The organism is Azospirillum ramasamyi, assembly GCF_003233655.1.
Lineage (GTDB): Bacteria > Pseudomonadota > Alphaproteobacteria > Azospirillales > Azospirillaceae > Azospirillum > Azospirillum ramasamyi.
The window spans coordinates 351,101-375,639 of sequence record NZ_CP029831.1 but is presented as its reverse complement, the minus strand read 5'-3'; the positions used below and the strand labels follow the sequence as shown (position 1 = coordinate 375,639).

The following is a 24,539-nucleotide window of genomic DNA, read 5'->3' as shown; positions in this document are numbered from 1 at the left end:
GGCAGGGGCAAGACCGGGAACCACGGAGTCCTGCGGCAAAAATGGTCCCTGACGGCGGGCCGCCTCCACCGGATCGGGGCCACCTCGCGCGCCGGTTGGTCCCGGCGGAACTCGCGGAAAACGATCGGCGAGATCGCGGTGCAGCTGTCGACGGAAAAACGGCGACGCGGGTTTTCATGGCTGAGTTGGCTCGGGAGAGCACAACCCGAAGCTCAAATTCTGGAAGCGGGACACGCGGTCGATTACCATGCTGCCGGCTTTTCCCGAATCGGAGACGGCCGGCGTGAGGATGGAGGGGTTGAGGATGGGGACAGTCAGAGTCTTGCGGCCGGTATTCGCCGGATTGGCGCTGTTGCTGGCATGCGGCAGCTTGGCCGCCGCCACCGAACCGACCGTCGCCCCCACCACGACCGAGGACTTCATCCGCGCCCTACGGCCGGACACGCCCCCGGCCGACGGGAAGCCCAGGACCCGCGGCCTCGCGCTCGGCACCGGCGCCGCCGCGGAACCGGCGGCACCCCCGCCGGCGCCCGCCTCCCCCGCTGCCGCTCCCGCTCCCGCCGCCGCGAAGCCGAAGGCCGCACCGAGGATCAGCTTCCAGGTGGAGTTCGCCTTCAACTCGGCGGAGCTGACGCCGAAGGCCACCGGCATCCTCGACGAGCTGGGCCGCGCCCTGACCTCGCCGGAGCTCGCCGCCTACCGCTTCCAGCTGACCGGCCACACCGACGGTGTCGGCAACCCCGATTACAACCTCGCCCTGTCGAAGCGGCGTGCCGCCTCGGTGCGCGATTACCTGACCCGGAGCTTCGGCGTGTCGCCCGGCCGGCTGGTGGCGATCGGCCGCGGAGCCCAGCAGCTGCTCGACCCCGCCAACCCGGCCAGCGACGCCAACCGCCGGGTGGAAATCGTCAATCTCGGTTCCTGACCGCTGCCGAAGCGACAGGGCGGCTGCTACTGCTGCGGCGGCGGTTCAGCGCCAGCCGCCGTCCTGCGTCAGCCCGGCCAGGATGTCGCGCAGGATGACATGCGCCGCACGGGCGGCGACCGGCATCGGCCGGCCGGCGGCATGGGCGAGCAGGATGGTGCGGTCGATCTGCGGATCGACGATGGGTAGCCCGGTCAGGCGATCCGCCACCGCGCCATAGCGCGCCACCCGCTCCGACAGCACGGTATAGCCGCAGCCCTCCGCCGCCAGCGCCTTGATCTGTTCCAGCGCGTCGATCTCCATGGCGACGGTGACGCGGGCGCGGGCCAGCAGGGCGGCATGCTCCACCTCCTCGCGCACGCCGTGGGGGCGTCCGGGCAGGATCAGCGGCAGGGCCAGCGCCTCGGCGAAGGGGATGGAGCTGCGGCCGCGCAGCAGCGGGTCGTCCACCGGCCCGACCAGATGCAGGCTTTCCCGCGCCACCAGCTCCGTCTCCAGCCCGGCCATCTCCTCGGCGCCGAACACCAGCGCCAGATCGAGCTGCCCCGACAGCACCCATTCCAGCATGTGGCCGGACAGCCCTTCCACCACCCGCAGCCGGATCTGCGGATGGGCGCGGCGCACCGCCAGCGCCAGCGGCACGGTCAGCACCGGCCCCAGCGAGGTCGGGATGCCGACGGTCGCCGGACCTGCGGGGACCGCCTCCACCGCGCGCACCTCGTCGCGCAGCCCGTCCATCGACTCGATCAGCGCCGCCGCCCGCTGCGCCAGCCGCCGCCCGCTTTCGGTCGGCACCACCCCGCGCGCCGTGCGCAGGACCAACTGGCAGCCGAAATCCTCCTCCATCCGCTTCAGATGCAGGCTGAGCGCCGGCTGCGCCACCCGCAGCGCCTCCGCCGCGCGGGAGATCGAGCCATGCTCGACGATGCCCAGGAAATAGCGAAGCTGCCGCACGTCCATCCCGCCGGAACCCTTGCCGTCCATACCAAGGCGCTATGAAGGGAAGGATGGGCATCGTGTGTCAATATGGCTTCCGCTTCCCTACGGTTGCCGCATCCCCGGCTTGGGCCCCTCTTGATCGCCGCAAATCCGTTAACCATTTACTCATCAGGCGCCGGCCGGTCGCGCATTTTGCGGACCGCGGGGGCGCCGTTCCGCGCCCGATGGCTGGGCGGAAGACCATGGAAACGGAGTGCCGGATGGACTTCGGTCAATTCACCGATCGTGCGCGTGGCGTCATTCAGGCCGCGCAGATCGCCGCCCTTGCCGAGCGGCATCAACAGCTTCTCCCCGAACATCTGCTGAAGGCCCTGATCGACGAGGGCAGCGGCGTGGCGGCGCGCCTGGTGCGCGACACCGGCGGCGATCCCGATCTGCTGAAATCCGCGACCGAGGAACAGCTTGCCCGCGCTCCGGTCCAGCCGGGTGCCAGCGAAGGCCCGCAGCCGCTCTACATGTCGCCGGCGCTGGCCGCCGTTCTGCAGGGCGCCGTCGCGGCGGCGCGCAACGGCGGCGACCGCTTCGTCACCGCCGAACGGCTGCTGGAGAGCCTCGCCCGCCAGAGCGGCCCGCTGCGCGCGCTGTTCCGCCGCGCCGGCGTCGATGCCGACGCGCTGGCCGCCGCCGCCGATGCCCAGCGCAAGGACCATCCCGCCGATGCGGAGACCGAGAAGACGGCCGGCGAGGCGCTGGCCCGCTACACCCGCGACCTGACGGAAGAGGCGCGGCAGGGCCGGCTCGATCCGGTCATCGGCCGTGACGACGAGATCCGCCGCACCATCCAGGTCCTGGCCCGCCGCACCAAGAACAACCCCGTGCTGATCGGCGAGCCCGGCGTCGGCAAGACCGCCGTGGTCGAAGGGCTGGCCCAGCGACTGGCCGCCGGTGACGTGCCGGAAGGGCTGAAGGACCGGCGCGTCCTGGCGCTCGACCTCACCGCGCTGCTGGCCGGCGCCAAGTTCCGCGGCGAGTTCGAGGAACGGCTGAAGTCGGTGCTGAGCGAGGTGCAGGAGGCCAATGGCCGCATCATCCTGTTCATCGACGAGCTGCACACCCTGATCGGCGCCGGCCGCACCGACGGGGCGATGGACGCCGCCAACATGCTGAAGCCCGCGCTGGCGCGCGGCGAGCTGCGCTGCGTCGGCGCCACCACGCCCGACGAGTACCGCAAGTACATCGAGAAGGACGCGGCGCTGGCCCGCCGCTTCCAGCCGGTGACGGTGGACGAGCCGTCGGTGGACGACGCCGTGTCGATCCTGCGCGGCATCAAGGGCAAGTACGAGGTTCACCACGGCGTGCGCATCGCCGATGCGGCGGTGGTCGCGGCGGTGAACCTGTCGGCGCGCTACATCGGCGACCGCCGGCTGCCCGACAAGGCCATCGACCTCGTCGACGAGGCGGCGAGCCGCCTGCGCATGGCCATCGACAGCAAGCCGGAGGCGCTCGACGCCGTCGACCGCCGCGTCGCCCAGCTGAAGATCGAGCGCGAGGCGCTGAAGGCCGAGCCGGACGCCGCGTCGCAGGAACGCCTGCACCTGCTCGAAGGCGAGCTGGCCGAGGCGGAAGCCCGCCAATCCTCGATGGAGGAGGAGTGGCGCGCCTCGCAGTCCCGCCGCACCGAGGGCCGCCGCCTGAAGGAGGAGCTTGACCAGGCCCGCACCAAGCTGGAGCGCGCCCAGCGCGACGGCGACTGGGCCAAGGCCGGCGAGCTTGCCTATGGCGTGGTGCCCGACCTGGAGAAGCGTCTGGCCGAGGCCGAATCGCGCGCCAATACCGAGCGCGACGAGGTGACGGCCAAGGACATCGGCGCCGTCGTCACCCGCTGGACCGGCATCCCGGTCGAACGGATGCTGGAGGGCGAGCGCCAGCGGCTTAAGGGCATGGAGGACAAGCTGGCGGAACGCGTCGTCGGCCAGAAGGAGGCGGTGCGCGCGGTGTCCAAGGCGGTGCGGCGCGCCCGTGCCGGCCTGAAGGATCCCAGCCGCCCGACCGGTTCCTTCCTGTTCCTGGGTCCGACCGGCGTCGGCAAGACCGAGTTGGCCAAGGCTCTGGCGGCTTTCCTGTTCGACGACGAGACGGCGATCACCCGGCTCGACATGTCGGAGTATATGGAAAAGCACGCGGTCAGCCGCATGATCGGCTCGCCGCCGGGCTATGTCGGCTATGACGACGGCGGCTCGCTGGCCGAACGCATCCGGCGCCGGCCCTATCAGGTCGTGCTGCTGGACGAGGTGGAGAAGGCGCATCCCGACGTGCTGAACGTCCTGCTGCAGGCGCTCGACGACGGGCGGCTGACCGACGGGCAGGGCCGCACCGCCGACTTCCGCCATGCCATCCTCATCATGACCTCCAACCTGGGGGCCGAGGCGCTGAGCGCCTTGGGCGACGACGAGGACATGGCCGGCGTGACGGTGGAGGTGATGGACGCGGTGCGCAAGGCCTTCCGGCCGGAATTCCTCAACCGGCTGGACGATGTCCTGATCTTCCGCCGGCTGGGCCGCGACCAGATGGCGCGGATCGTCGACATCCAGCTCGCCCGCGTCAACGAGCGGCTGGCCGAGCGCGGCGTCACCCTGGAGGCCGATGCGGCGGCCAAGCGGCGGCTGGGCGATCTGGGCTGGGATCCCGCCTTCGGCGCCCGTCCGCTGAAGCGGGCCATCCAGGGACTGGTCGAGGATCCGATCGCCGAGCGGCTGCTCGACGAGGAGGTGGAGGGCAAGACCACCATGACCCTGTCGGTGGTCGATGGCCGGCTGGCGCTGGACGGCGTGGTGGTCGAGGAGGACCGCGCGCACGGCTTCAAGGCGCCGGAACGCCCGCCGCTCGGCTTCGCCCTGCCGCCGGTGGCGAGCACCGCCGGCAGCCGGGAGGCGTCGGTCCACTGACCGGCATCGGGAAGTAGCGGAAGACGGACGTAACGGAAAAGGCCCTGGATGCATCGCGTCCGGGGCCTTTCTCATGGCTATGCCCGTGTCGCGACCGGCCCGGTCATCCCACGCGGACGCCGCCCCTGACCTTGCCCACCCGCGTGAAATTCTGGTTGTTGCTGAGATGCTGATGCAGGAAGGACGGATTGTAGTAACGCGCTTCCATACCGAAGACCGCCTGCATGTTCTGCAGCGGGAAGCTCCCCTGAATCGCGATGTTCGCCTGCTCCATCGCCACCAGATAGCAATAGACGACATGACCGGAACAGAAGAAGGCCTGCTTGCCACCGGCAAGAAGCTGGTCAAGCAGCGTGTTGACGCGATCGGTCGATTGAACGCCGCCACCCCGGCCCAGGGACTTCACGGCGCCGCCGATGGTGTAGGGCATCTGGGTGGTTCCGCCGGCGTTGAAGCCGCCGCCGGGAGCCACACCCTGGCGCATCATGATGGCGGTCTGCGCCGCGCCTTCGGCAATGCTGGGGATCGCGCAGCGGAACACGTCGTAGGTGTACTTGGCGTTCTTGATCAGCAGGCTGTTCTCCTGCAGCCCGTCACCGTCCATTTCGATGATGGTCGTGGGAGAACTCGCGATGCCGGCATGGACGAAGTCCGACTTTCCCCGGCTGAACAGCTGACCGATCTTGATGGCGATGCCGGTGGCATCCACTCCATACCGATGCTTGACCATGATGTCGCCGGCCTTCACGGCTCCGACCACCGCATTGGAACGCGCTCGTGTCATGACTTTTCTCCCTGTGACGAACCGTGCGCCGACATCCGCGGACGCTTGCGGTCCTGTTCCGCAACCCCACTATACGAAATAACGGAATATCAGAGAAAGAAGTACTACCACCCGAGCAGCCCGCTTTTCATCGGAAGGTGGAGAGCGACGACCAGACAATTATCGAGAGTGATTACCTGATTTCCTGCAGGCGATACTTTCACGAAACCTCTGCAGCCTTGAATAGCATTCTTTCCGGACGATAACCGTGAAAGAGCGGCTTCTCACTGCCTGGGCTGCCGGATGGCGCCTGCCGGGTGATGTTCCGGCGTGACCTGCGCCCCGATTCGCCGCCCGGCAGCATGCGGGGTGCCATCGGGCCTGCGGGTCTGCTAAATGTCCGCCGCGACCCCAAGCACCGGCGGTGCCGCAACAACCTGGGAGGCAGAGTTGGCCGCGACGATCCCACCCTATCTGTCGACTTTCTCGCTCGCCGGACAGGTGGCGCTCGTCACCGGGTCCGGCCGCGGCCTGGGGCTGGAGATCGCGCGGGCACTGGCCGGGTCGGGGGCGCATGTGCTGCTGAACGGCCGCGACTCCGCGACGCTGGCGGCGCGGGTGGCCGAGATCGAAGCGGACGGCGGACGCGCGTCCGCACTGGCCTTCGACGTGGCGGACCGGGCGGCGGTGCGCGACGCCTTCGCCCGGATCGGGCGGGAGCATGGACGGCTCGACGTGCTGGTCCAGAATGTCGGGCAGCGCAACCGCAAACCGCTGGCCGACCTGACCGACGATGAGATCCTGGCTCTTTTGGACGTCGATCTGGCTTCTCCCCTCATCCTGGCGCGGGAGGCGGCGCGGTTGATGCTGCCGCGGGGCCGGGGCCGTCTGATCGCCATCTCCTCGGTCGCCGGGCAGATCTCGCGGGCGAACGACAGCGTCTATGCCTCGGCGAAGGCGGGGCTGAACGGCATGGTGCGGGCATTGGCCGCCGAATACGGACCGCTCGGCCTGACCAGCAACGCCATCGCGCCCGGCTTTTTCGCGACCGAAACGAATGCGGCCATCGCCGCCGATCCCGAACATGGGGCCTATTTCGCCAACCGCACGCCGATGCGCCGCTGGGGCCGGCCGGAGGAGATCGCCGGGGCGGCGGTTTTCCTGGCATCGGCCGCGGCGTCCTATGTCAACGGCCATGTCTTGGTCGTGGACGGCGGCGCCACCATCTTGATGTGAGCCGCCGGCCAAATTGCCACCGCCATGCTGACCATTCCCATCCCCTGCGGCGACCCCGCCGCCCTGTTCCGCTCCTGGGCCGCCGAGCCCTGGGCCATGCTGCTCGACAGCGCGGCGCCCCATCCGCGGAACGGGCGCTTTTCCTATATCGTCGCCGAACCGTTCCAGACCGTCGAGTCCATCGGCGGCCGGACGCTGGTCGATGGCGCCCCGCAGCCCGGCAGCCCCTTCGACGCGCTGGAGCGGGCGCTGGCAGCATATCCCCTGCCCTCCCCCGGCCCGGTCCCCTTCACCGGAGGCGCGGTGGGCTTTATCGGTTACGAAGCCGGAACGGCCCTGGAAGGGTTGCGCTCCCGCCATGGCAATCCGGGGGGCCAGCCGGACATGGCCTTCGGCCTCTACGACGTCGTCGCCGCCTTCGACCGGGAGACGCGGAGCGCCTGGGTCGTGGCCGCCCGGCCGGAGGCGGAGGAGCGCGCCCGCCGCATGGCCGCGCGGCTGTCCGTTCCGCCACCGGAACAATCAGCCGGTCCGGCCCCGGTGCGCTGGCGGTCTGAACTGGCGCGCCCCGACTATCTCGACCGTGTCGGCCGGGTGTTGGAGTATATCCGCGCCGGCGACATCTATCAGGCGAACTTCACCCAACGCTTCCTGGCCGACGTGGACGGAACCCTCGACGCCTATGCGCTGTACGAGCGTCTGCGCCGTCTCAGCCCGGCCCCCTTCGCCGCCTTCCTGAACTGCGGTCCCCGCCTGCGGCTGGCGGGCGCCTCGCCCGAGCGATTCATCCGGCTGCGCGCCGACCGGACCATCGAGACGCGGCCGATCAAGGGCACCCGCCCGCGCCATGCCGACCCCGCGGCCGACGCGGCGGCGGCGGCGGAACTGTCGGCAAGCATCAAGGACCGGGCGGAAAACCTGATGATCACCGACCTGCTGCGCAACGATCTGGCGCGCGTGTCGGAAGTCGGCAGCGTCAAGGTGCCGGTGCTGTTCGGGCTGGAGAGCTTCGCCAGCGTCCACCATCTGGTGTCGGTCGTCACCTCCCGGCTGCTGCCGGGGCTGGGGCCGGTCGATCTGCTGCGCGCCGCCTGCCCCGGCGGCTCCATCACCGGCGCGCCGAAGATCCGCGCCATGCAGATCATCGACGAGCTGGAGGTCGCCCGCCGCGGCGCCTATTGCGGCTCGGTCGCCTGGATCGGCTTCGACGGCGCCATGGACAGCAACATCGTCATCCGCACCCTGTCGGTGACGCAGGACCGCGTCATCGCCCAGGCCGGCGGCGGCATCGTCGCCGATTCCGATCCGGCGGCGGAACATGAGGAAATGCTGGTCAAGGCCCGCGCCCAGCTGCGCGCCGCCGGCGAGTTGGCGGAAGAGGACGTCGCATGACCATCTGGCTGAACGGCCGCCTGCTGCCCGCCGCCGAGGCGCGGATCGATCCGGCCGATCGCGGCTTCACCCTGGGTGACGGGCTGTTCGAGACCATCCGCATCAAGGACGGCGCAACCCGCCACCTGCCCCGCCATCTCGACCGGCTGGCCGCCGGCGCCGCCCTGCTGCGCCTGCCGCTGCCCTATGATTTTCCGGCGCTGTCGCGGGCGATGGCGGCGCTGATCGCGGCGATCGGCACCAAGGACGGCGTGCTGCGCCTGACCCTGTCGCGCGGCACCGGCGCCCGCGGGGTATTGCCGCCCGCCGACGCCCGCCCGACGGCGATGATGACGGCCGCCCCCGCCGCCCATATGACGGCGCCGGCTGCCGCCGTGATCGCCCGCGGCACCCGTCGCAACGAGCATTCGCCGCTGTCGCGGCTGAAGTCGCTGAACTACCTGGATTCCATCCTGGCCCGGCAGGAGGCGGCGGAACGCGGCGCCGACGAGGCACTGCTGCTGAACGGCGCCGGCCGGCTGGCCGAATCCAGCGTCGCCAACCTGTTCCTGTCGGTCGGCGGCCGGCTGCTGACCCCGCCCGTCGCCGACGGCGCCCTTCCCGGCATCCGCCGCGCCCTGATCCTGGAGCGCCACGGCGCGGTCGAGGCGCCGCTCACCCCCGACGACCTCGCCCGCGCCGACGAGGCGATTCTGACCAACAGCCTGGGCCTGCGCCCGCTGCTGTCGGTGGACGGCGGTCCGGTCGGCGACGGATCCGCCGGCCCGGTCCTCGCCCGGCTGCTGGCCGACCCGGACCTGTAAGCAAGCAAGGGACTGTCATGATCGAAACGGTGAGCTATCCCGAACTGACCGCCATCGGCTTCATGGTCGAGGCCAGCCCGGAAGACCTGCCGGCGGCGGTATCGGCGGCGTGGGAGCGCCTGTTCGCCGCCGACAGCGGGGCGACCTCCTTCGCGGCGGTGTCGCTGCCGGAGGAGAACGGGCTGCGGCGCGAACTTGTCGGCTTCCTGGCGGCCAAGGCGACGGAGATCCCGCCGGGCATGGTCCGCGTCGACCTCGCGGCCGGCCGCTATCTGCGCCTCATCCATGACGGCCCGGTTTCCGCCATCCCGGACGGCTTCGCCCGGCTGCACGCCCACGCCGCGGCGAACGGCATGAAGGTGAGCGGCATCGCCCTCGACTTCGGCCATCGCCCCGGCCTGCCCGACGGTCGCCACGAACTGCATCTGGCCCTGTCGGCGCAGTTGCCGGCCCTGGGGTGACCGCGAGTCGCCCTCTCCCGGGGGGAGGGGGATTCTCCTCCCCCTCCCCGCCTACTTCAGGAACGGCAGGTTCAGCCCCTGCTCCTTGGCGCACTCGATGGCGATGTCATAGCCGGCGTCGGCATGGCGCATCACGCCGGTGGCCGGGTCGTTCCACAGCACACGCTCGATCCGCTTGGCCGCGGCGTCGCTGCCGTCGCAGACGATGACCATGCCCGAATGCTGGGAGAAGCCCATGCCGACGCCGCCGCCATGGTGCAGGCTGACCCAGGTCGCCCCGCTGGCGGTGTTCAGCAGCGCGTTCAGCAGCGGCCAGTCCGACACGGCGTCGGAACCGTCCTTCATCGCCTCCGTCTCGCGGTTCGGGCTGGCGACCGATCCGCTGTCGAGATGGTCGCGGCCGATGACGATGGGGGCCTTCAGCTCGCCCGACTTCACCATCTCGTTGAAGGCGAGGCCCAGGCGGTGGCGCTGACCCAGCCCGACCCAGCAGATGCGGGCGGGCAGGCCCTGGAACCGGATGCGCTTGGCCGCCATGTCGAGCCAGTTGTGCAGGTGCGGATCGTCGGGGATCAACTCCTTCACCTTGGCGTCGGTCTTGCGGATGTCCTCCGGATCGCCGGACAGCGCCGCCCAGCGGAACGGGCCGACGCCGCGACAGAAGAGCGGGCGGATATAGGCGGGGACGAAGCCGGGGAAGTCGAAGGCGTTCTCCAGCCCCTCCTCCTTCGCCATCTGGCGGATGTTGTTGCCGTAATCGACGGTCGGGATGCCCATGGCGTGGAAGGCCAGCATCGCCTCCACCTGCACCCGCATCGACTTGCGCGCGGCTGCGGCGACGGCGGCCGGCTGGCTTTCGCGGGCGCTCTCCCATTCCTCCAGCGTCCAGCCCTGCGGCAGATAGCCGTTCACCGGGTCATGGGCGGAGGTCTGGTCGGTGACGATGTGCGGCCGGGACTTGATGTCGGTGCCGGCGCGGCGCGCCAGTTCGGGGAAGACGTCGGCGGCGTTGCCGAGCAGGCCGACGGAGATCGCCTCGCCCTTGGCGCAGGCCTCGTTGATCCAGGCCAGCGCCTCGTCCAGATCGGCGGTGTGGCGGTCGAGATAGCCGGTGCGGATGCGCATCTCGATGCTGCTGGGGCGGCATTCGACCGCCAGCATGCAGGCGCCGGCCATGGTGGCGGCCAGCGGCTGCGCCCCGCCCATGCCGCCCAGCCCGCCGGTCAGGATCCACTTGCCCTTCAGGTCGCCGTTGTAATGCTGGCGCCCGGCCTCGACGAAGGTCTCGTAGGTGCCCTGCACGATGCCCTGGCTGCCGATGTAGATCCACGATCCGGCGGTCATCTGGCCGTACATCGCCAGACCCTTGCGGTCCAGCTCGTTGAAGTGATCCCAGGTCGCCCAGCGCGGCACGAGGTTGGAGTTGGCGATCAGCACGCGCGGCGCATCGGCATGGGTGCGGAAGACGCCGACCGGCTTGCCCGACTGGACCAGCAGGGTCTCGTCGTCGTTCAGCGTCTTCAGCGCCGAGACGATGCGGTCGAAGCTCTCCCAGTCGCGGGCGGCGCGGCCGATGCCGCCATAGACGACCAGCTCCTGCGGCCGTTCGGCGACGTCGGGATCGAGGTTGTTCATCAGCATGCGCATCGGCGCCTCGGCGAGCCAGCTCTTGCAGCTCAGTTCGGGGCCGTGCGGGGCACGGATGACGCGCTGGTTGTCGAGGCGGGATGACATGGGTTGGTGGCTCCTGGTGGGAGGGTGAGCGCGAGACAGGCGGCAGTCCCCTCCCCCGCCCAGCGGGGGAGGATTAGGGAGGGGGGCTGACTCTTCAAGGCGGCGGCAACTGGAAGCGCGCCCCCAGCCGGTAGCGGCTGCCGGGATGCACCAGCATCGCCACCGTCACCACCCGCCCCCCGACCCAGGTGCGGCGGGTCACGCGCAGACAGGGTTCGGTGACGGGGATGTCCAGCAGCCGGGCGATCTCCGGCGTCGGCGACACCGCTTCGATGACGTGCTCCACCTGCGGCGAGGACTCCAGCCGGATCAGGTATTCGCCCGGCGTCTGGCGGGTGAAGTCCTGGTCGAGATAGTCGGGCGCCACCGCCGGGTTGACCCAGCGTTCCTCCAGCTGGACCGGCACGTCGCTCTCGCAGTGGATGACGACGGAATGGAACAGCTTCGCGCCCACCGGCAGGTTGAAGCGGCGGGCCAGCCCGGCATCCGCTGTGACCGCGAGCAATTGCTCCACCCGGCAGGAATGGACGTTGCCGCGCTCAACGATCTCGTCGGCGATGCTGCGCAGTTCCACCACGTCGGTGCTGGGCGGCCGTTCGGCGACGAAGGTGCCCAGCCCCTGCACGCGGGTCAGCAGCCCCTCGTCGGTCAGGTCGCGCAGCGCGCGGTGGACCGTCATGCGGCTGACCGAGAATTCCTCCAGCAGCTTGTGCTCCGACGGGATCTGGAAGCCTTCCGGCCAGTCGCCCGAGCTGATCCGGCGGCGGATGGCCTCCTTGATCTGGGCGTAGCGCGGCTGCGCGGTGGAGATGACGTCGCTCATGCGTCCTCCGCTCCGTTCCTCGGCTCGCGGACCACGCCGCCGTTCACCACCGCCATGCAGGGGTTGAGGCCGATGGCGTAGGCCAGCTCCGCCGGATGCTCGATGCGCCAGAGCGCCAGATCGGCCCGCTTGCCGGGCGCGATCACGCCGCGGTCGGCGAGGCCCAGGGCCTTGGCCGCATGGCGGGTGACGCCGGCCAGCGCCTCCGCCGGGGTCAGGCGGAAGAAGGTGCAGCCCATCGACAGCATCAGCAGCAGCGAGGTGACCGGCGAGGTGCCGGGATTGTTGTCGGTGGACAGCGCCATCGGCACGCCATGGCGGCGCAGCAGGTCGATGGGCGGCAGCCTGGTCTCGCGCAGGGCATAGAAGGCGCCGGGCAGCAGCACCGCCACCGTGCCGGCCCGGGCCATGGCGGCGACGCCGTCCTCGTCCAGATGTTCGATATGGTCGGCCGACAGCCCGCCGAACTCCGCAACCAATTGCGCACCGCCGAGGTTGCTCAGCTGTTCGGCATGCAGCTTCACCGGCAGGCCGAGCCGCTTCGCCGTCTCGAACACGCGGCGGGTCTGGGCGACCGAGAAGCCGATCCCCTCGCAGAAGGCGTCCACCGCATCGGCCAGCCCGGCTTCGGCGATGGCCGGCAGGGTTTCGGTGCAGATGCGGTCGATGTAGCCGTCGGGGTCGCCCTTGAACTCCGGCGGCAGGGCGTGGGCGCCGAGATAGGTGGTGCGGACCTCCACCGCTCGGACCTGCGCCAGCCGGCGGGCGACGCAGAGCATGCGCGTCTCGGTCTCGGTGTCGAGCCCATAGCCGGACTTCACCTCCACCGTCGTCACGCCCTCTGCCAGCAGGCTGTCCAGCCGCGGCAGGGTGGCGGCCAGCAACTCGTCCTCACCGGCGGCGCGGGTGGCGGTGACGGTGGACAGGATGCCGCCGCCGGCCCGCGCGATCTCCTCATAGCTGGCGCCGTTCAACCGCATCTCGAACTCGCGGGCGCGGTTGCCGCCATAGACCAGATGGGTGTGGCAATCGATCAGGCCGGGAGTCATCCAGCCGCCCCGCCCCGAATGGACCCGGGTCGCCAGCGCATCGGGCGCGCCGGTCAGATCGGCGCGGCGGCCGACGAAGGCGATGCGGCCGTCCTTGATGCCCACCGCCGCGTCGACGAGGGCGCCATAGCCGTCGGCGTCGCTCATGGTGGCGACGGACAGGTCGATCCACAGGGAATCCCACGGCGCGCTGGTCGGCATCGGTTCGGCTCCTTCCTACCAGTTCGTGCAGCAACCCCCTTGGCAGCAGGTTGCCTATACTTGTATAGTGTTGTCTATAATAGCGAGGGCGCCCTCATGAGCAACCTGTTTTTTGCCTCGGCGCTGCTGCCGGACGGCTGGGCGGAGGATGTGCTGGTCACGACGGACGAGCGCGGCCGGATCGTCTCGGCGACGCCCGGCGCCGCCTGCCCGGCCGATGCGGAGCGCTTCGCCGGGGCCGCCGTTGCCGGCATCGCCAACCTGCATTCCCACGCCCACCAGCGCGCCATCGCCGGGATGGGCGAATCCTCCGGTGAAGGCTCGGACAGCTTCTGGAGTTGGCGCGAGGTGATGTACCGGGCGCTCGACCGCATGGACCCGGAGGATTTCGAGGCGGTCGCCGCCCAGCTCTATGTGGAGACGCTGAAGGCCGGCTTCACCGCCATCGCCGAATTCCATTACCTGCACCACGACCGCGACGGCAGCGCCTACGCCGACCCGGCGGAGATGAGCCACCGCGCCATCGCCGCCGCGCGCAGCGCCGGGTTGCCGATCACGCTGCTGCCGGTGCTCTACAACGCGTCCGGCTTCGGCGGCACGGCGCCGACCGCCGGGCAGCGGCGCTTCATCCATGACGGGGCAGGGTTCGACCGGCTGACCGCGGCCCTGCGCCGCGCCTATGGCGGGGACGACGACGTGCGGCTCGGCATCGCCCCGCATTCCCTGCGCGCCGTCCCGGACGATCTGCTCGGCGAAACCGTCGCCGCCCAGCCGGAAGGCCCGATCCACATCCACATCGCCGAGCAGCGCCGGGAGGTGGAGGACTGCCTCGCCCACCATGGCCGCCGCCCGGTGGAGCATCTGCTCGACACCCAGCCGGTCGATGGCCGCTGGTGCCTGATCCACGCCACCCACATGACCGCGGAAGAGGTGACGGACGTCGCCGCCAGCGGCGCGGTCGCCGGGCTGTGCCCGACCACCGAGGCCAATCTCGGCGACGGCTTCTTCGCCGCCGAATCCCACATGGCGCAGGGCGGAGGCTGGGGCATCGGCTCCGACAGCCACATCTCCGTCAGCCCGGTGGAGGAACTGCGCTGGCTGGAATATGGCGCGCGTCTGACCAGCGGACGGCGCACCGTGCTGGCCGGCGGCTCCCGCCGCTCCACCGCCCGCCGTCTGGTCGAGGGCGCCCAGGCCGGCGGCGCGCAGGCCACCGGCTTCGATGCCGGGCGCATCGCCGCCGGTCGCCGCGCCGACCTCGTGGTGCTCGACACCGACCACCCGCTGCTGGCGGCGCGCAAGGACGACGCACTGCTGGACAGCTGGATTTTCGCCGGCAACGCCCCCCTGGTGCGGGATGTGCTGATCGCCGGACGCGCCGTCGTCCGCGACCGCCGCCACCCGCGCGAGCACGAAATCGCCGAACGCTTCAAAAAGACCCTTGGGAGACTTCTGGGATGAGCGAGACCATCACACTTGTTCCGGGCGCGCTGTCGCTCGACACGCTGCGCAGCATCTACCGCGGCCGTCCGGCCCTGACGCTCGACCCGGCGGCCTATCCGCGGATGGAGCGTTCGCGCGCCCTGATCGACCGGATCGCCGGCGGCGACGAGGCGGTCTATGGCGTCAACACCGGCTTCGGCAAGCTGGCCCACACCCACATCGCCGCGGCGGATCTGGAAACGCTCCAGCGCAACCTGATCCTGTCGCACGCCACCGGCGTCGGCGCCCCGCTGGCCGATGGCGTGGTGCGGCTGATCCTGGTGATCAAGGCGGTCAGCCTCGCCGTCGGCGCCTCGGGCGTGCGGCCGGCGCTGGTCGATGCGCTGCTGAAGCTCTACGAGGCCGACGTGCTGCCGGTGGTGCCGGGCAAGGGCTCCGTCGGCGCCTCCGGCGATCTGGCGCCGCTGGCCCATCTGTGCGGCGTGCTGCTCGGCATCGGCCATGTCCGGGTCAACGGCGAAACCCTGCCGGCGGAAGAGGGGCTGCGCATCGCCGGCCTGCCGGTGTTCGACCTGAAGGCCAAGGAAGGCCTGGCGCTGATCAACGGCACCCAGGTGTCGACCGGTCTGGCGCTCGCCGGGCTGTTCGAGATCGAGCGCACCTTCAAGGCGGCGCTGGTCGCAGGATCCCTGTCGGTGGAGGCCGTTATGGGCAGCCACCGCCCCTTCGACGCGCGCATCAGCGCGCTGCGCGGCCAGCCCGGCCAGATCGCCGTCGCCGCCGCCTTCCGCGAGGTGCTGGCCGGCAGCGAGCTGAACGCCAGCCACCAGGGGCCGGACTGCCACCGGGTGCAGGATCCCTACAGCCTGCGCTGCCAGCCGCAGGTGATGGGCGCCGTCCTTGACCAGATGCGGCAGGCGGCGCGCACGCTGGTGATCGAGGCCAACGGCGTCACCGACAACCCGCTGGTTCTGGTCGACACCGACGAGGTGCTGTCCGGCGGCAACTTCCATGCGGAGCCGGTGGCGATGGCCGCCGACCAGCTCGCCATCGCCGCGTCGGAGATCGGCGCCCTGGCCGAGCGCCGCATCGCCATGCTGATCGACACCACCATCAGCGGCCTGCCGCCCTTCCTGGTCGCCGAACCGGGCCTCAATTCCGGCTTCATGATCGCCCATGTCACCGCCGCCGCCCTGGCGTCGGAGAACAAGACTCTCGCCCACCCCGCCAGCGTCGACAGCCTGCCGACCTCCGCCAACCAGGAGGACCATGTCAGCATGGCGACCTTCGCGGCGCGGCGGCTGGGCGACATCGCCGGCAACGTCGCCGACATCGTCGGCATAGAGCTTTTGGCCGCGATCCAGGGGCTGGAGTTCCATCGCCCGCTGAAGACCACCGGCCGGCTGGAGCAGGCCATCGCCGCCATCCGCGCCGAGGTGCCGCGCTATGAGGTGGACCGCTACTTCGCCCCGGATCTGGCCGCCATCGGCGCCCTGGTGCGCAACGGCACGCTTGACCATCTGATGCCGGTATCCCTGGAGACCGTATAATGACCGACACCATCTTCGATCTGGTTCAAGGCGACGGGCCGCTGGTCATCAGCATGCCCCATTGCGGGACCGAGCTTTCTCCCGGTCTGGCCGACCGCCTGACGGACGAGGCGCTGACCCTGCGCGACACCGACTGGCACATCCCGCGCCTGTACGGCTTCGCGACCGGCCTGGGCGCGACGCTGCTCAGCGCCCGCTACTCCCGTTACGTGGTCGATCTCAACCGCTCATCGACCGGCGAGAGCCTGTATCCCGGACAGGCGACCACCGGCCTGTGCCCGGAAACCCTGTTCGACGGCACGCCGCTCTACCGCGACGGACAGGCGCCCGACGCGGCGGAGGTGGCGCAGCGGGTGGAGGGCTATTGGCGTCCCTACCACGATGCGCTGGCGGCGGAGCTGGCGCGGGTCAAGGCGCGCCACGGCTTCGCCCTGCTCTATGACGCCCATTCGATCCGCAGCCAGGTGCCGCGCCTGTTCGACGGGCGCCTGCCCGACCTGAACCTGGGGACGGCCCGCGGCATCAGTGCCGATCCGCGGCTGGCCGCCCGCGTCGTCGCGGCGATGGAAAGCGCCGCGGCGGCGGAGGGGATGACCTGCGTCACCAACGGACGCTTCGTCGGCGGCCACATCACCCGCGCCTATGGGCAGCCGGCCGAAAACGTCCACGCCATTCAGATGGAGCTGGCGCAGGACCGCTACATGGACGAGGAGGCGCCGCCCTTCGCCTATCGTCCCGACCGGGCGGAAAAGCTCCAGCGGGTGCTGAGGGCGCTGCTCGACGCCTTCGCAAGCTGGCGGCCGGCGCAGGGCTGACCCGCTACGGCGGAAGAACGGGGCGAGGAACCGCCCCTCTTCCGCCGCGTTCCCCTGCGGCCTCCGTTTTGCGGGCGCGGCATGCAGGGGACCGGCGTTGAACGACATCACCGAACAGAGCGGCATCGAGAATCCGGGCGGCGGCATCGGTTATGGCGGGCGCCCGGCGCCCGCGGCCTTCCAGCCCGCCCTGACCGCCGTCGATACGCTGGATGCGCAGGTCCACGACATCGTCACCTGCGATCCCGGCCCGGTCAGCCAGGCATTGGCCGCCGCGGGCCATTACGCCATAAAACGTCACGTGCTGATCCCCGGCTTCGCCATCGCCGGCATCGTCGGTCTGCTGGCCGGACAGCGGGATCTGCGCCGGGCCGGCAGTGTGGGAGTGGCCGGGCTGGTGATGACGGCGGCCGCGAGCCGCTCGATCAAGCGCTATGTGAAGCGCCGCCGCCCCGACGAATGCGAACCGCGCCGCAAGCCGGGCTGGCGCATCAGCGCACGGTCGCTGCCGTCCGGCCATGCCGCGAGCGCCTTCGCCGCGGCGACCGCCCTGGCCTCGGTCAGCCGGTCGCCGGCACAGAGCGCAATGATCTACGGAACCGCGGCGGTGCTCGCCGGCGGGCGGGTGGTGAAGCACCGCCATTGGGCGTCCGACGTGATGGCGGGCGCCTTGCTCGGCACCGCCATCACGTTGCTGGCGCGGCGGATCCTGCCGCGCTGACCCGCTATTTCTTCGGCAGCGGCAGAGAGCCCTGTTCGGCCTTCGGCTGGTCGGCCAGCCGCTTGGCGCGCTTGTTGCGCACCTCCACCGCCTCCCCGGTCTTCAGCGGCACGAAGCCGTCCGGGCGCATGGCGTTGCCGACGATCTGCTTCAGCAGGTCGATGTTGGTGGTCTGCACCCGGCGGCCGCGGCGGACCTGATCCAGGAACTTCTGCGACGGCGTCAGCACATAGTCGATGGCGTCGATGCGCTTGCCGACCTTGGTGTATTCCTTGTCGGCGATGTCGAGGATGCCCTCGTCCACCAGCGCGTCGACCGCGGCCGTCACCACGCGCAGCGTATCGCGGCGGCGCGACCACTCGTTCATGCCGCTGTTCTTGATGATCTCGTCGGCGCTGATCGACACCGGCTTCGCATCGTCGTCGGCGGTGTCGTATTCGATGGACAGGCGATTGTAGAGCCAGCGCGACACCGGCGACTTCAGTTTCATCAGCCAGGCGTAGGAGACCGGCTTGAACTCCAGGTCGCGGATGGCGGCGGAGACCAGCGGGTTGAACTCCAGATAGGTCTCCTCGACACCGCCGTCCTCATCGACCAGATCGGGACGGGAGCGGATGGCCAGCACCGGGAAGGCGGTGGATTCCAGCAGGTTCTGTCCGCGGCTCTTCTTTCCCGGTTCCGCGCTGCCGCCGGTGGAGATGATGATGCGCGACCGCGCCAGGATGGTCAGGGATTCGCGGATGTCCTGGATCGACAGCGTGTGGTTGACCGCCCGCAGTTCCCGCTGGATCTCGTACAGGCTGAAGCGCATCTGCACCTTGTCGCGGTTCTCGCCGGTCAGCGACAGGCGCGAGCGGTCCATGGCGAGGCGGCGCACCACCTGCTCCACCACCTGTTCGCGCTCCGACGGGAAGATCTCGACTTCCACCAGATCCGGGCCGCTGCCGGGGGCGCGGTCGTCCTTCTTCGCGCTGCTCAGCCGGTCGATACGGGCGGGCTGGACGGTCAGGCGGTAGTTGCGGCCGCGAAACGCGAACTCGCGCCGCACCGACTTGATGAAGCTGTCCTTGGTGACCAGTTCGCCCTTCTCCTTCGCCACCTTCTCCTTGTCGTTGTCGCGGGAGACGAACACGAACCGCGGCGCCAGATCGTAGAGCGCGATCAGGTGCGATTGTGAACGGTCTTCCAGCTCGAACAGGATGAGTTGGGCGGCGCTGGTCGGGGCCATCTTGCTCATGAACATCTCCGAAGGTCGGGAGTAACCATGGCGCGCGGAGCCCCCGGGCGCAACAGAACCGAAGGAAATTAACGCCTCCGGGGTGGAGCGATAGCCCGCGCATATGGTGCGACAGCCCGCGATGATGGAGCAACGCCCCGCGATCATGGAGCGATAGCCCGCGATTGCCGCCCTTGCCCCCGGCTTCCCGGGTCGCGGAACCGCGGCTCCCTGAAGAATCGGGGAGAATCGGGCGGAATCAGGAAGATTCGCCCCGGGGCATGGCAGGGGGAAACGCGGGCTACTGCTCCATGACCGGGGAACACCACCCCCGGCACCGTCCGCGAACCGGCCGGATTGCTCCCGGCCATCCCGGCCGGCGGGGAATCGCGGGCTGTTGCTCCAGGAAACGCCCGGAAAGACAGACAGGAAGCGGTCCGGCAATCGCGGGCAAGGGCTCCATACCCGCGACCTGAAGCTCCAGGATCCCGATTCGGCGGGACATCGCGGGCTGTGGCTCCATGGTCGCGGGCTGATGCTTCAAGGTCGCGGGCTATTCCTGACCATCCGCGGGCTGCTGCTCTATGGAGTGCGAGCCCGCGATTCGACTCTGCCGCGGACCGCTTCGAATCCTCCTTGCCAAATCACCCCATCCACTCGCCACCGCCGCCTGTCCAACCAGCTGTCCAACCAATCGGGCCGGCCGGGCCGATGGCACGGAGGAGTATCGCCGCAGATGACCGACCATAGCGCAAACCCCAACCGCTGGGGCCGGATTCCGGCCTGGTGGCTGGATCACCCCGAACTCGACGCCGACGGCCTCGCCGTGCTGGCCGCCCTCAGCACCTATGCCGACGACATGGGCGTGTGCTGGCCCTCGCAGGCGACGCTGGCGGGAAAGCTGAAACGCAGCCGCCCGACGGTGAACCGGATCCTGGGCCGGCTGGAAGCGCTCGGGCTGGTGACCATCGAACACCGCCGGTCGGCCAGCGGCGGCCGTCTCAGCTGCCGCTACCGGCTGGCCCTGACCGTCACGGACGATGCCGGGCAGGGTGCAAGGGTGGACAGCCCCGCTGACTCGGCAATGGACTCCCCCTGTCCAGCGGCGAGTCATGAACAGCTTGAACCTGAACAGAATCCGGACACGCTCCATAGGCGGGCGGGCAGGCCACGGGTCGCCGGCCAGGAACCGGCCCATGCGCGGTCCGTCGCCAAGCCGGCCCCCAAACCGACCGCCGAACCAGTAGACCAGGACTGGACCCCATCCGCCACCGATCGCCAATGGGCCGCGAGCCGCTTCCCCGCCGTCGATCTCGACCGTCATGCCGAACGCTTCGTCCAGCAATGCCGCGCCCATGGCTACCGCTACCGTGACGTCGCCGCCGCCTGGCGTTCCTGGCTGCTGCAGGACATGACCCGTATGGCGCAACAGCCCGCGGAAGCCACCGGCAATCCGGCAAACCGGGCAAACCGCAAAGCCGACGCCCGTCCGGACGCGAAGCGGTCCGCCAACCGTCCGGCGGCGGACGCCGAACAACGCCTGTCGGCCTGGGCCAGCGTCGCCGCCCGGCTGAACGGCCAACCCGGTGCCGCCGCCGGTACCGCCAACCCCTGGGGAGTCGGCGCATGAGCAACCTCCACCCGTTCCCGGCCTCGCCGGCATCGCAGCCGAGCTTTCCGCTGCCCTTCGACCCGGCCATGGCGCCGGCTCTGCGCAGCCGGATGCTGCGCGAGGCTCTGCCCGACCCGTTGCGGCAGCTGCTCGACCGCGGGCAGACCGGACGCCACAGCCGCTTCACCGAAAACGGCTTCTCCGACGTGGTGGAGGACTGGACGCCGCCGGCCGGGGTCACGCCGCGTCATGCCGCTCTGGCCCGCCGCGCCCTTGCGGAGATCGACGACGGCATCCTGGCGCCCGCGCCGGCCAATCACCTGCTGGGCCGGGTGCTGGCATTGCTGAGCCATTTCCCGGCGAAGGCGACGACGCCGGAGGTGGAGCAATTGCTCGCGATGGACTGGGCGGACGATCTGGGGGAGTTCCCGGCCTGGGCGATTGATCAGGCCGCCAGGGTCTGGCGCCGCACCCGAAAATGGCGGCCCAGCATCGCCGAAATCCGCGCCCTGTGCGAGGAGGCCTGCGCCGCCGAACGCGCCTTGGCCGAGCGTCTGCGCGTCATCGCCTTGGCCGGCGAGCGAAGCGCCGAAACCGACGGCTGTGCGGAGAACGCGGCGGTGCGTCCCGTGCTGGCCTCGGCCATCCGCCGCATGCGATGATAACCGAAGTTCAGTCTTATCTGCTGCCCGTCTGTGGCAGTTGCGACACCCTGAACCGGCGGAGCGGACCTAAGACATGTCTTAGATTTGCGCCACAGCCGCGCTTTGGTAAAAGGGGTTCACAGCCGATGGCGAAAAGGGACATGAGATGACCAACGACACGGGACACGGACCGGTGAAGCGCTTGCTGGTCAATGGCCCGAAGGGCGGGATCGGCAAGACGACGCTCAGCCGCAACATCGCGGTGGCGGCGGCGCTCGACGGCTGCACGGTCGCGACGCTCGATCTCGACCCCCAGCGCAGCCTGACCAAATGGTTCGCCAAGCGCCCGGACGGCATGACCTCCATAACCCACTTCGAAGCGGGCATGACGCCGGCCGACATCCGCGCCGCCCTGGATGGCATCGAAGGCTACGACCTGCTGGTGATCGACACCCCTCCGTCGATCGAGGACCACCCGGAGGAGTTCAAGCTGCTTGCCCTGTCCTCCGACCTGATCGTGGTGCCGACCGGCCAGAGCGACGACGACCTCGACTCCGTCCGGCCCTGGATGCGCTTCGTCCGCCGTTACGGCAAGAACGCCGCCTTCGTGATGAACCGCGTCAAGCCGCGCACCCGAGGCTTCACCGAGGCTCAGCGCAAGCTGCTGGGCGACGGCCGGATCTGTCCGGTCGAGGTGCCGGATTACGAGGACATCCAATTCACCGCCAGCCGTGGCCTCGGCCTCCTGGAGTTGAAGGGCGGCAAGGGGGCCGAGCATGTCGCCGGCGTCTGGGCCTTCGTCCGTCACGAACTGGAGTTGGCGCAATGAGCGGGTTCAAGCAGGTATCCAAGGCCCAGGCCCGCCGCCACATCGCGGTGGACGAGCGGATCGAGCGCATGGCGGAGGCGACCGTCGACCTCGTCCGCCGTGAGGAGTTCGTGCAGGAGATCTCGACCCTGTGGCGCAGCGCCCAGGAGAAGTTCCTGCTGATCGGCCGCTATCTCGTCCAGGCCCGCCTGCGCCTGCCCCATGGCGAGTTCCAGGCGATGGTCGAGAATGAGCTGCCCTTCGGCTATCAGGTCGCCTACCAGCTGCGCATGGTGGCGGAGGCGGTGGACAGCGGACGCCTCCCCGGCTCTAAGCTGCCGCCCAGCTACGCCACCGTCTACCAGCTCGCCACCCTGACCAGCGAACAGCTCCGGCTGGCGGACCAGCGCAACCTGATCCGTCCCGACGTCACCCGGCCTGAGATCGTCCGCTTCAAACGCGACCTGCGGAACAAGTCCATCGATCACATCAGCCGGCGCGAGGCGCTGGAGGCCGAACGCCAGCGGCTGCGCGAGCGGCTGATCGCGGTGGAGGCCGAATTGGCGTCGCTGGACGACCAGGACTGACGGGTCGCCTCCTGCTCCCTCTGCCCTGCCGGTCCGGAACGCTGTATCCTCCCCGCATCTCCGTCCTGAACAGCCGACTTGCGGGAGACGCCATGCCGAGCATCGATCTGAACTGCGACATGGGCGAGGGCTACGGCGCCTGGACCATGGGCGATGACCGCGCGATGCTCGACATCGTGACCTCCGCCAACATCGCCTGCGGCTTCCATGCCGGCGATCCCACCATCATGGCCGACACCGCCCGCCTGGCCGGGGAGAAGGGCGTGCGCATCGGCGCCCATCCCGGCTTCGAGGACCGGTCCGGCTTCGGCCGCCGGGTCATCCGCGGCATCACCGCCACGGAGGTGGAGCGATTGGTCGCTTATCAGGTCGGCGCGCTCCAGGCCTGCGCCGCCCTGTCGGGCCGGCGTGTGACCCATGTCAAGCCGCACGGCGCCCTCTACAACACGGCGGCGGTGGAGCCGGATCTGGCCGCCGCCATCGCCCGCGCCGTCAAGGCGGTTGACCCCGCCCTGCTGTTCGTCGTCCCGCCGCTGAGCGCCATGGACCGCGCCGGCCAGGACGCCGGCCTGCGCGTCGCCCGAGAGGCCTTCGCCGACCGCACCTATGAGGATGACGGCACCCTGACGCCGCGCACAGTCGCGGGATCGGTGATCCACGACCCGGATCTGGCCGCCGCGCGGGTGGTTCGGATGGTGCTCGAAGGAGCCGTCGAAAGCCGACACGGCACGCGCCTGCCCATCGTCGCCGACACCATCTGCGTCCACGGCGACACCCCCACCGCCGTCGCCATGGCCGCCGCCGTCCGCCGGGCGCTTGAACAGGCCGGCGTGGCGGTCGAGGCCATCGTCTGAATTTGGAGCGTGGCTGGCCGCTGAAGGATCAGCCACTCCCCAACCCGTCTTTCAAATAATCTCCGTCCCGACTTCGATGGATTCGCGTGTTTTGCGAATCCATACGCATTTCTGCGTCGCAACATACAAAGTCGAGGTCACAGTTTTGTCAGAATTTTATACGAACATCTCTCAAATGCGAAAGGATACATAGGGCCGCATCGACGGAATGGACAGTCGACCCCCGGCCAACCAGCACAGGTCTTGCCCATGCAACGACGAATTTCCATGCCAATTCTGGCGGCAGCGGCGATTTTTTCGGCTGGAGAGGCGCCGGCCGAGATACTCTATCAAAAGGGTAGTCTTGCAGATCAGCGCCAGTTCTTACAGGTCGATGTATCCTGGGGAGAGCTGGAGATCGGGCAGACCGATGGCGCCCGCACCCGTCTGTTCGGCGGCATGACGATGCCGGCCTTCGCGGGCGCCGGAAGCGGCACGGCCAAGCTGACCTACTACACCCCGCCTCTGCACGGGTTCGAGCTTGGCGCCAGCTATACGCCGCTGCCGCGCGGCAATGCCGACTGGCCCGACCCCAGCGAGGCGCTGCATCTGGTGGAGGCGGCGGTGCGCAAGACCCTGGAGATCGGCGGGATCAAGGCCCGGCTGACCGCCGGCACCAGCCGGGCGCGCGTGCGCAGCGACAGCCGCCGCCTTCCCAAGCAATCCTGGATCGTCGGCAGCCAGTTCACCTGGCAGAACATCACCCTGGACGGCGACCTGCGCCAGCAGCAGGAGGCGGACGGCGCATCCTTCCGCAGCCTGAATGCCGGGCTGGTCTATGGCCGTGGCGACATGTCCCTGTCCTTCCGGGTGCGCCGGTCGGAGCCCGAGGGGGCGGCGGCCAACGAGCAGTATCTCGCCGACCTGACCTATCGCATCACGCCGCGCTGGCAGTTGGTGGCCGACACCAATTTCGACAGCGGTCCCGAAACGACCGCCGCGGTGGTGAAGGTCGGCGCCCGGATCCAGTTCTGACCCG

22 protein-coding genes are annotated in these 24,539 nt (G+C 69.8%); 16 read left to right on the top strand and 6 right to left on the bottom strand.

The window, feature by feature from the left end:
* Positions 1 to 304: 304 nt before the first annotated feature.
* Positions 305 to 925, top strand: a complete 621-nt coding sequence (locus DM194_RS18150; RefSeq protein WP_246024449.1) for an OmpA family protein — start codon at positions 305 to 307, stop codon at positions 923 to 925.
* Between the two features lie 45 nt (positions 926 to 970).
* Here the strand turns inward: DM194_RS18150 and DM194_RS18145 are convergent, their stop codons facing one another.
* Positions 971 to 1,909 (bottom strand): LysR family transcriptional regulator, encoded by a 939-nt coding sequence (locus DM194_RS18145; RefSeq protein ID WP_425457304.1) that lies wholly within the window; start codon positions 1,907 to 1,909, stop codon positions 971 to 973.
* A gap of 215 nt (positions 1,910 to 2,124) precedes the next feature.
* Here DM194_RS18145 and clpB point away from each other — a divergent pair, with 215 nt between their 5' ends.
* The gene (gene clpB / locus DM194_RS18140) at positions 2,125 to 4,809 is read left to right on the top strand and encodes an ATP-dependent chaperone ClpB (protein ID WP_111068972.1); all 2,685 of its coding nucleotides are present in this window, start codon (positions 2,125 to 2,127) and stop codon (positions 4,807 to 4,809) included.
* Between the two features lie 103 nt (positions 4,810 to 4,912).
* Here clpB and DM194_RS18135 read toward each other — a convergent pair whose 3' ends face one another.
* Positions 4,913 to 5,593, bottom strand: a complete 681-nt coding sequence (locus tag DM194_RS18135; protein ID WP_162630109.1) for a hypothetical protein — start codon at positions 5,591 to 5,593, stop codon at positions 4,913 to 4,915.
* 429 nt (positions 5,594 to 6,022) lie between these two features.
* Between DM194_RS18135 and DM194_RS18130 the strand changes: the two genes are divergently transcribed.
* Genes DM194_RS18130 through DM194_RS18115 form a run of 4 tightly spaced genes read left to right on the top strand, consistent with a single transcriptional unit; the run spans position 6,023 to position 9,464 of the window.
* A complete protein-coding gene (locus tag DM194_RS18130; RefSeq protein ID WP_111068970.1) occupies positions 6,023 to 6,808 on the top strand; it encodes an SDR family oxidoreductase in 786 nt (261 codons plus the stop codon).
* A gap of 24 nt (positions 6,809 to 6,832) precedes the next feature.
* The gene (gene pabB, locus DM194_RS18125) at positions 6,833 to 8,200 is read left to right on the top strand and encodes an aminodeoxychorismate synthase component I (protein ID WP_111068969.1); all 1,368 of its coding nucleotides are present in this window, start codon (positions 6,833 to 6,835) and stop codon (positions 8,198 to 8,200) included.
* The gene (locus DM194_RS18120; RefSeq protein ID WP_111068968.1) at positions 8,197 to 9,003 is read left to right on the top strand and encodes an aminotransferase class IV; all 807 of its coding nucleotides are present in this window, start codon (positions 8,197 to 8,199) and stop codon (positions 9,001 to 9,003) included. Before pabB ends, DM194_RS18120 begins: the two co-directional genes overlap by 4 nt.
* Positions 9,004 to 9,020: 17 nt before the next feature.
* On the top strand, positions 9,021 to 9,464 hold the full coding sequence (locus DM194_RS18115) for a GyrI-like domain-containing protein (protein WP_111068967.1): 444 nt from the start codon (positions 9,021 to 9,023) through the stop codon (positions 9,462 to 9,464).
* A gap of 51 nt (positions 9,465 to 9,515) precedes the next feature.
* On the opposite strand, the gene hutU is transcribed toward DM194_RS18115, so the two are convergent.
* The 3 genes from hutU to hutI form a co-directional block, all read right to left on the bottom strand.
* Positions 9,516 to 11,198 carry a urocanate hydratase gene (gene hutU / locus DM194_RS18110; protein WP_111068966.1) on the bottom strand — a complete coding sequence of 561 codons (1,683 nt, stop codon included), beginning with the start codon at positions 11,196 to 11,198 and terminating at the stop codon, positions 9,516 to 9,518.
* Between the two features lie 94 nt (positions 11,199 to 11,292).
* Positions 11,293 to 12,021, bottom strand: coding sequence for a histidine utilization transcriptional repressor HutC (gene hutC / locus DM194_RS18105; RefSeq protein ID WP_111068965.1), 729 nt, complete (start codon positions 12,019 to 12,021; stop codon positions 11,293 to 11,295).
* A complete protein-coding gene (hutI, locus tag DM194_RS18100; RefSeq protein ID WP_111068964.1) occupies positions 12,018 to 13,271 on the bottom strand; it encodes an imidazolonepropionase in 1,254 nt (417 codons plus the stop codon). Before hutI ends, hutC begins: the two co-directional genes overlap by 4 nt.
* Positions 13,272 to 13,367: 96 nt before the next feature.
* Here hutI and DM194_RS18095 point away from each other — a divergent pair, with 96 nt between their 5' ends.
* The 4 genes from DM194_RS18095 to DM194_RS18080 all read left to right on the top strand — a co-directional run bounded on the left by DM194_RS18095 (position 13,368) and on the right by DM194_RS18080 (position 17,800).
* Complete coding sequence (locus tag DM194_RS18095; protein WP_111068963.1) at positions 13,368 to 14,732, top strand: formimidoylglutamate deiminase; 1,365 nt, start codon at positions 13,368 to 13,370, stop codon at positions 14,730 to 14,732.
* Positions 14,729 to 16,264: a histidine ammonia-lyase gene (gene hutH / locus DM194_RS18090; protein ID WP_111068962.1), complete on the top strand. Its 1,536-nt coding sequence runs from the start codon at positions 14,729 to 14,731 to the stop codon at positions 16,262 to 16,264. The genes DM194_RS18095 and hutH overlap by 4 nt, the downstream gene beginning before the upstream one ends.
* Positions 16,264 to 17,079, top strand: coding sequence for an N-formylglutamate deformylase (hutG, locus tag DM194_RS18085; RefSeq protein ID WP_111068961.1), 816 nt, complete (start codon positions 16,264 to 16,266; stop codon positions 17,077 to 17,079). The genes hutH and hutG overlap by 1 nt, the downstream gene beginning before the upstream one ends.
* Before the next feature lie 97 nt (positions 17,080 to 17,176).
* The gene (locus tag DM194_RS18080; protein ID WP_111068960.1) at positions 17,177 to 17,800 is read left to right on the top strand and encodes a phosphatase PAP2 family protein; all 624 of its coding nucleotides are present in this window, start codon (positions 17,177 to 17,179) and stop codon (positions 17,798 to 17,800) included.
* Positions 17,801 to 17,804: 4 nt separating this feature from the next.
* Here DM194_RS18080 and DM194_RS18075 read toward each other — a convergent pair whose 3' ends face one another.
* Positions 17,805 to 19,037, bottom strand: coding sequence for a plasmid replication protein (locus tag DM194_RS18075; protein WP_111068959.1), 1,233 nt, complete (start codon positions 19,035 to 19,037; stop codon positions 17,805 to 17,807).
* A 715-nt stretch (positions 19,038 to 19,752) separates the two neighbouring features.
* Between DM194_RS18075 and DM194_RS18070 the strand changes: the two genes are divergently transcribed.
* The 6 genes from DM194_RS18070 to DM194_RS18045 all read left to right on the top strand — a co-directional run bounded on the left by DM194_RS18070 (position 19,753) and on the right by DM194_RS18045 (position 24,535).
* Positions 19,753 to 20,646 (top strand): helix-turn-helix domain-containing protein, encoded by an 894-nt coding sequence (locus DM194_RS18070; RefSeq protein WP_111068958.1) that lies wholly within the window; start codon positions 19,753 to 19,755, stop codon positions 20,644 to 20,646.
* The gene (locus DM194_RS18065; RefSeq protein WP_111068957.1) at positions 20,643 to 21,290 is read left to right on the top strand and encodes a hypothetical protein; all 648 of its coding nucleotides are present in this window, start codon (positions 20,643 to 20,645) and stop codon (positions 21,288 to 21,290) included. Before DM194_RS18070 ends, DM194_RS18065 begins: the two co-directional genes overlap by 4 nt.
* 148 nt (positions 21,291 to 21,438) lie before the next feature.
* Positions 21,439 to 22,101: a ParA family protein gene (locus tag DM194_RS18060; protein ID WP_111068956.1), complete on the top strand. Its 663-nt coding sequence runs from the start codon at positions 21,439 to 21,441 to the stop codon at positions 22,099 to 22,101.
* A complete protein-coding gene (locus DM194_RS18055) occupies positions 22,098 to 22,667 on the top strand; it encodes a hypothetical protein (protein WP_111068955.1) in 570 nt (189 codons plus the stop codon). The genes DM194_RS18060 and DM194_RS18055 overlap by 4 nt, the downstream gene beginning before the upstream one ends.
* Positions 22,668 to 22,759: 92 nt before the next feature.
* Positions 22,760 to 23,521 (top strand): LamB/YcsF family protein, encoded by a 762-nt coding sequence (locus DM194_RS18050; RefSeq protein WP_111068954.1) that lies wholly within the window; start codon positions 22,760 to 22,762, stop codon positions 23,519 to 23,521.
* Between the two features lie 267 nt (positions 23,522 to 23,788).
* Positions 23,789 to 24,535 (top strand): porin, encoded by a 747-nt coding sequence (locus tag DM194_RS18045; protein ID WP_111068953.1) that lies wholly within the window; start codon positions 23,789 to 23,791, stop codon positions 24,533 to 24,535.
* Positions 24,536 to 24,539 lie beyond the last annotated feature (4 nt).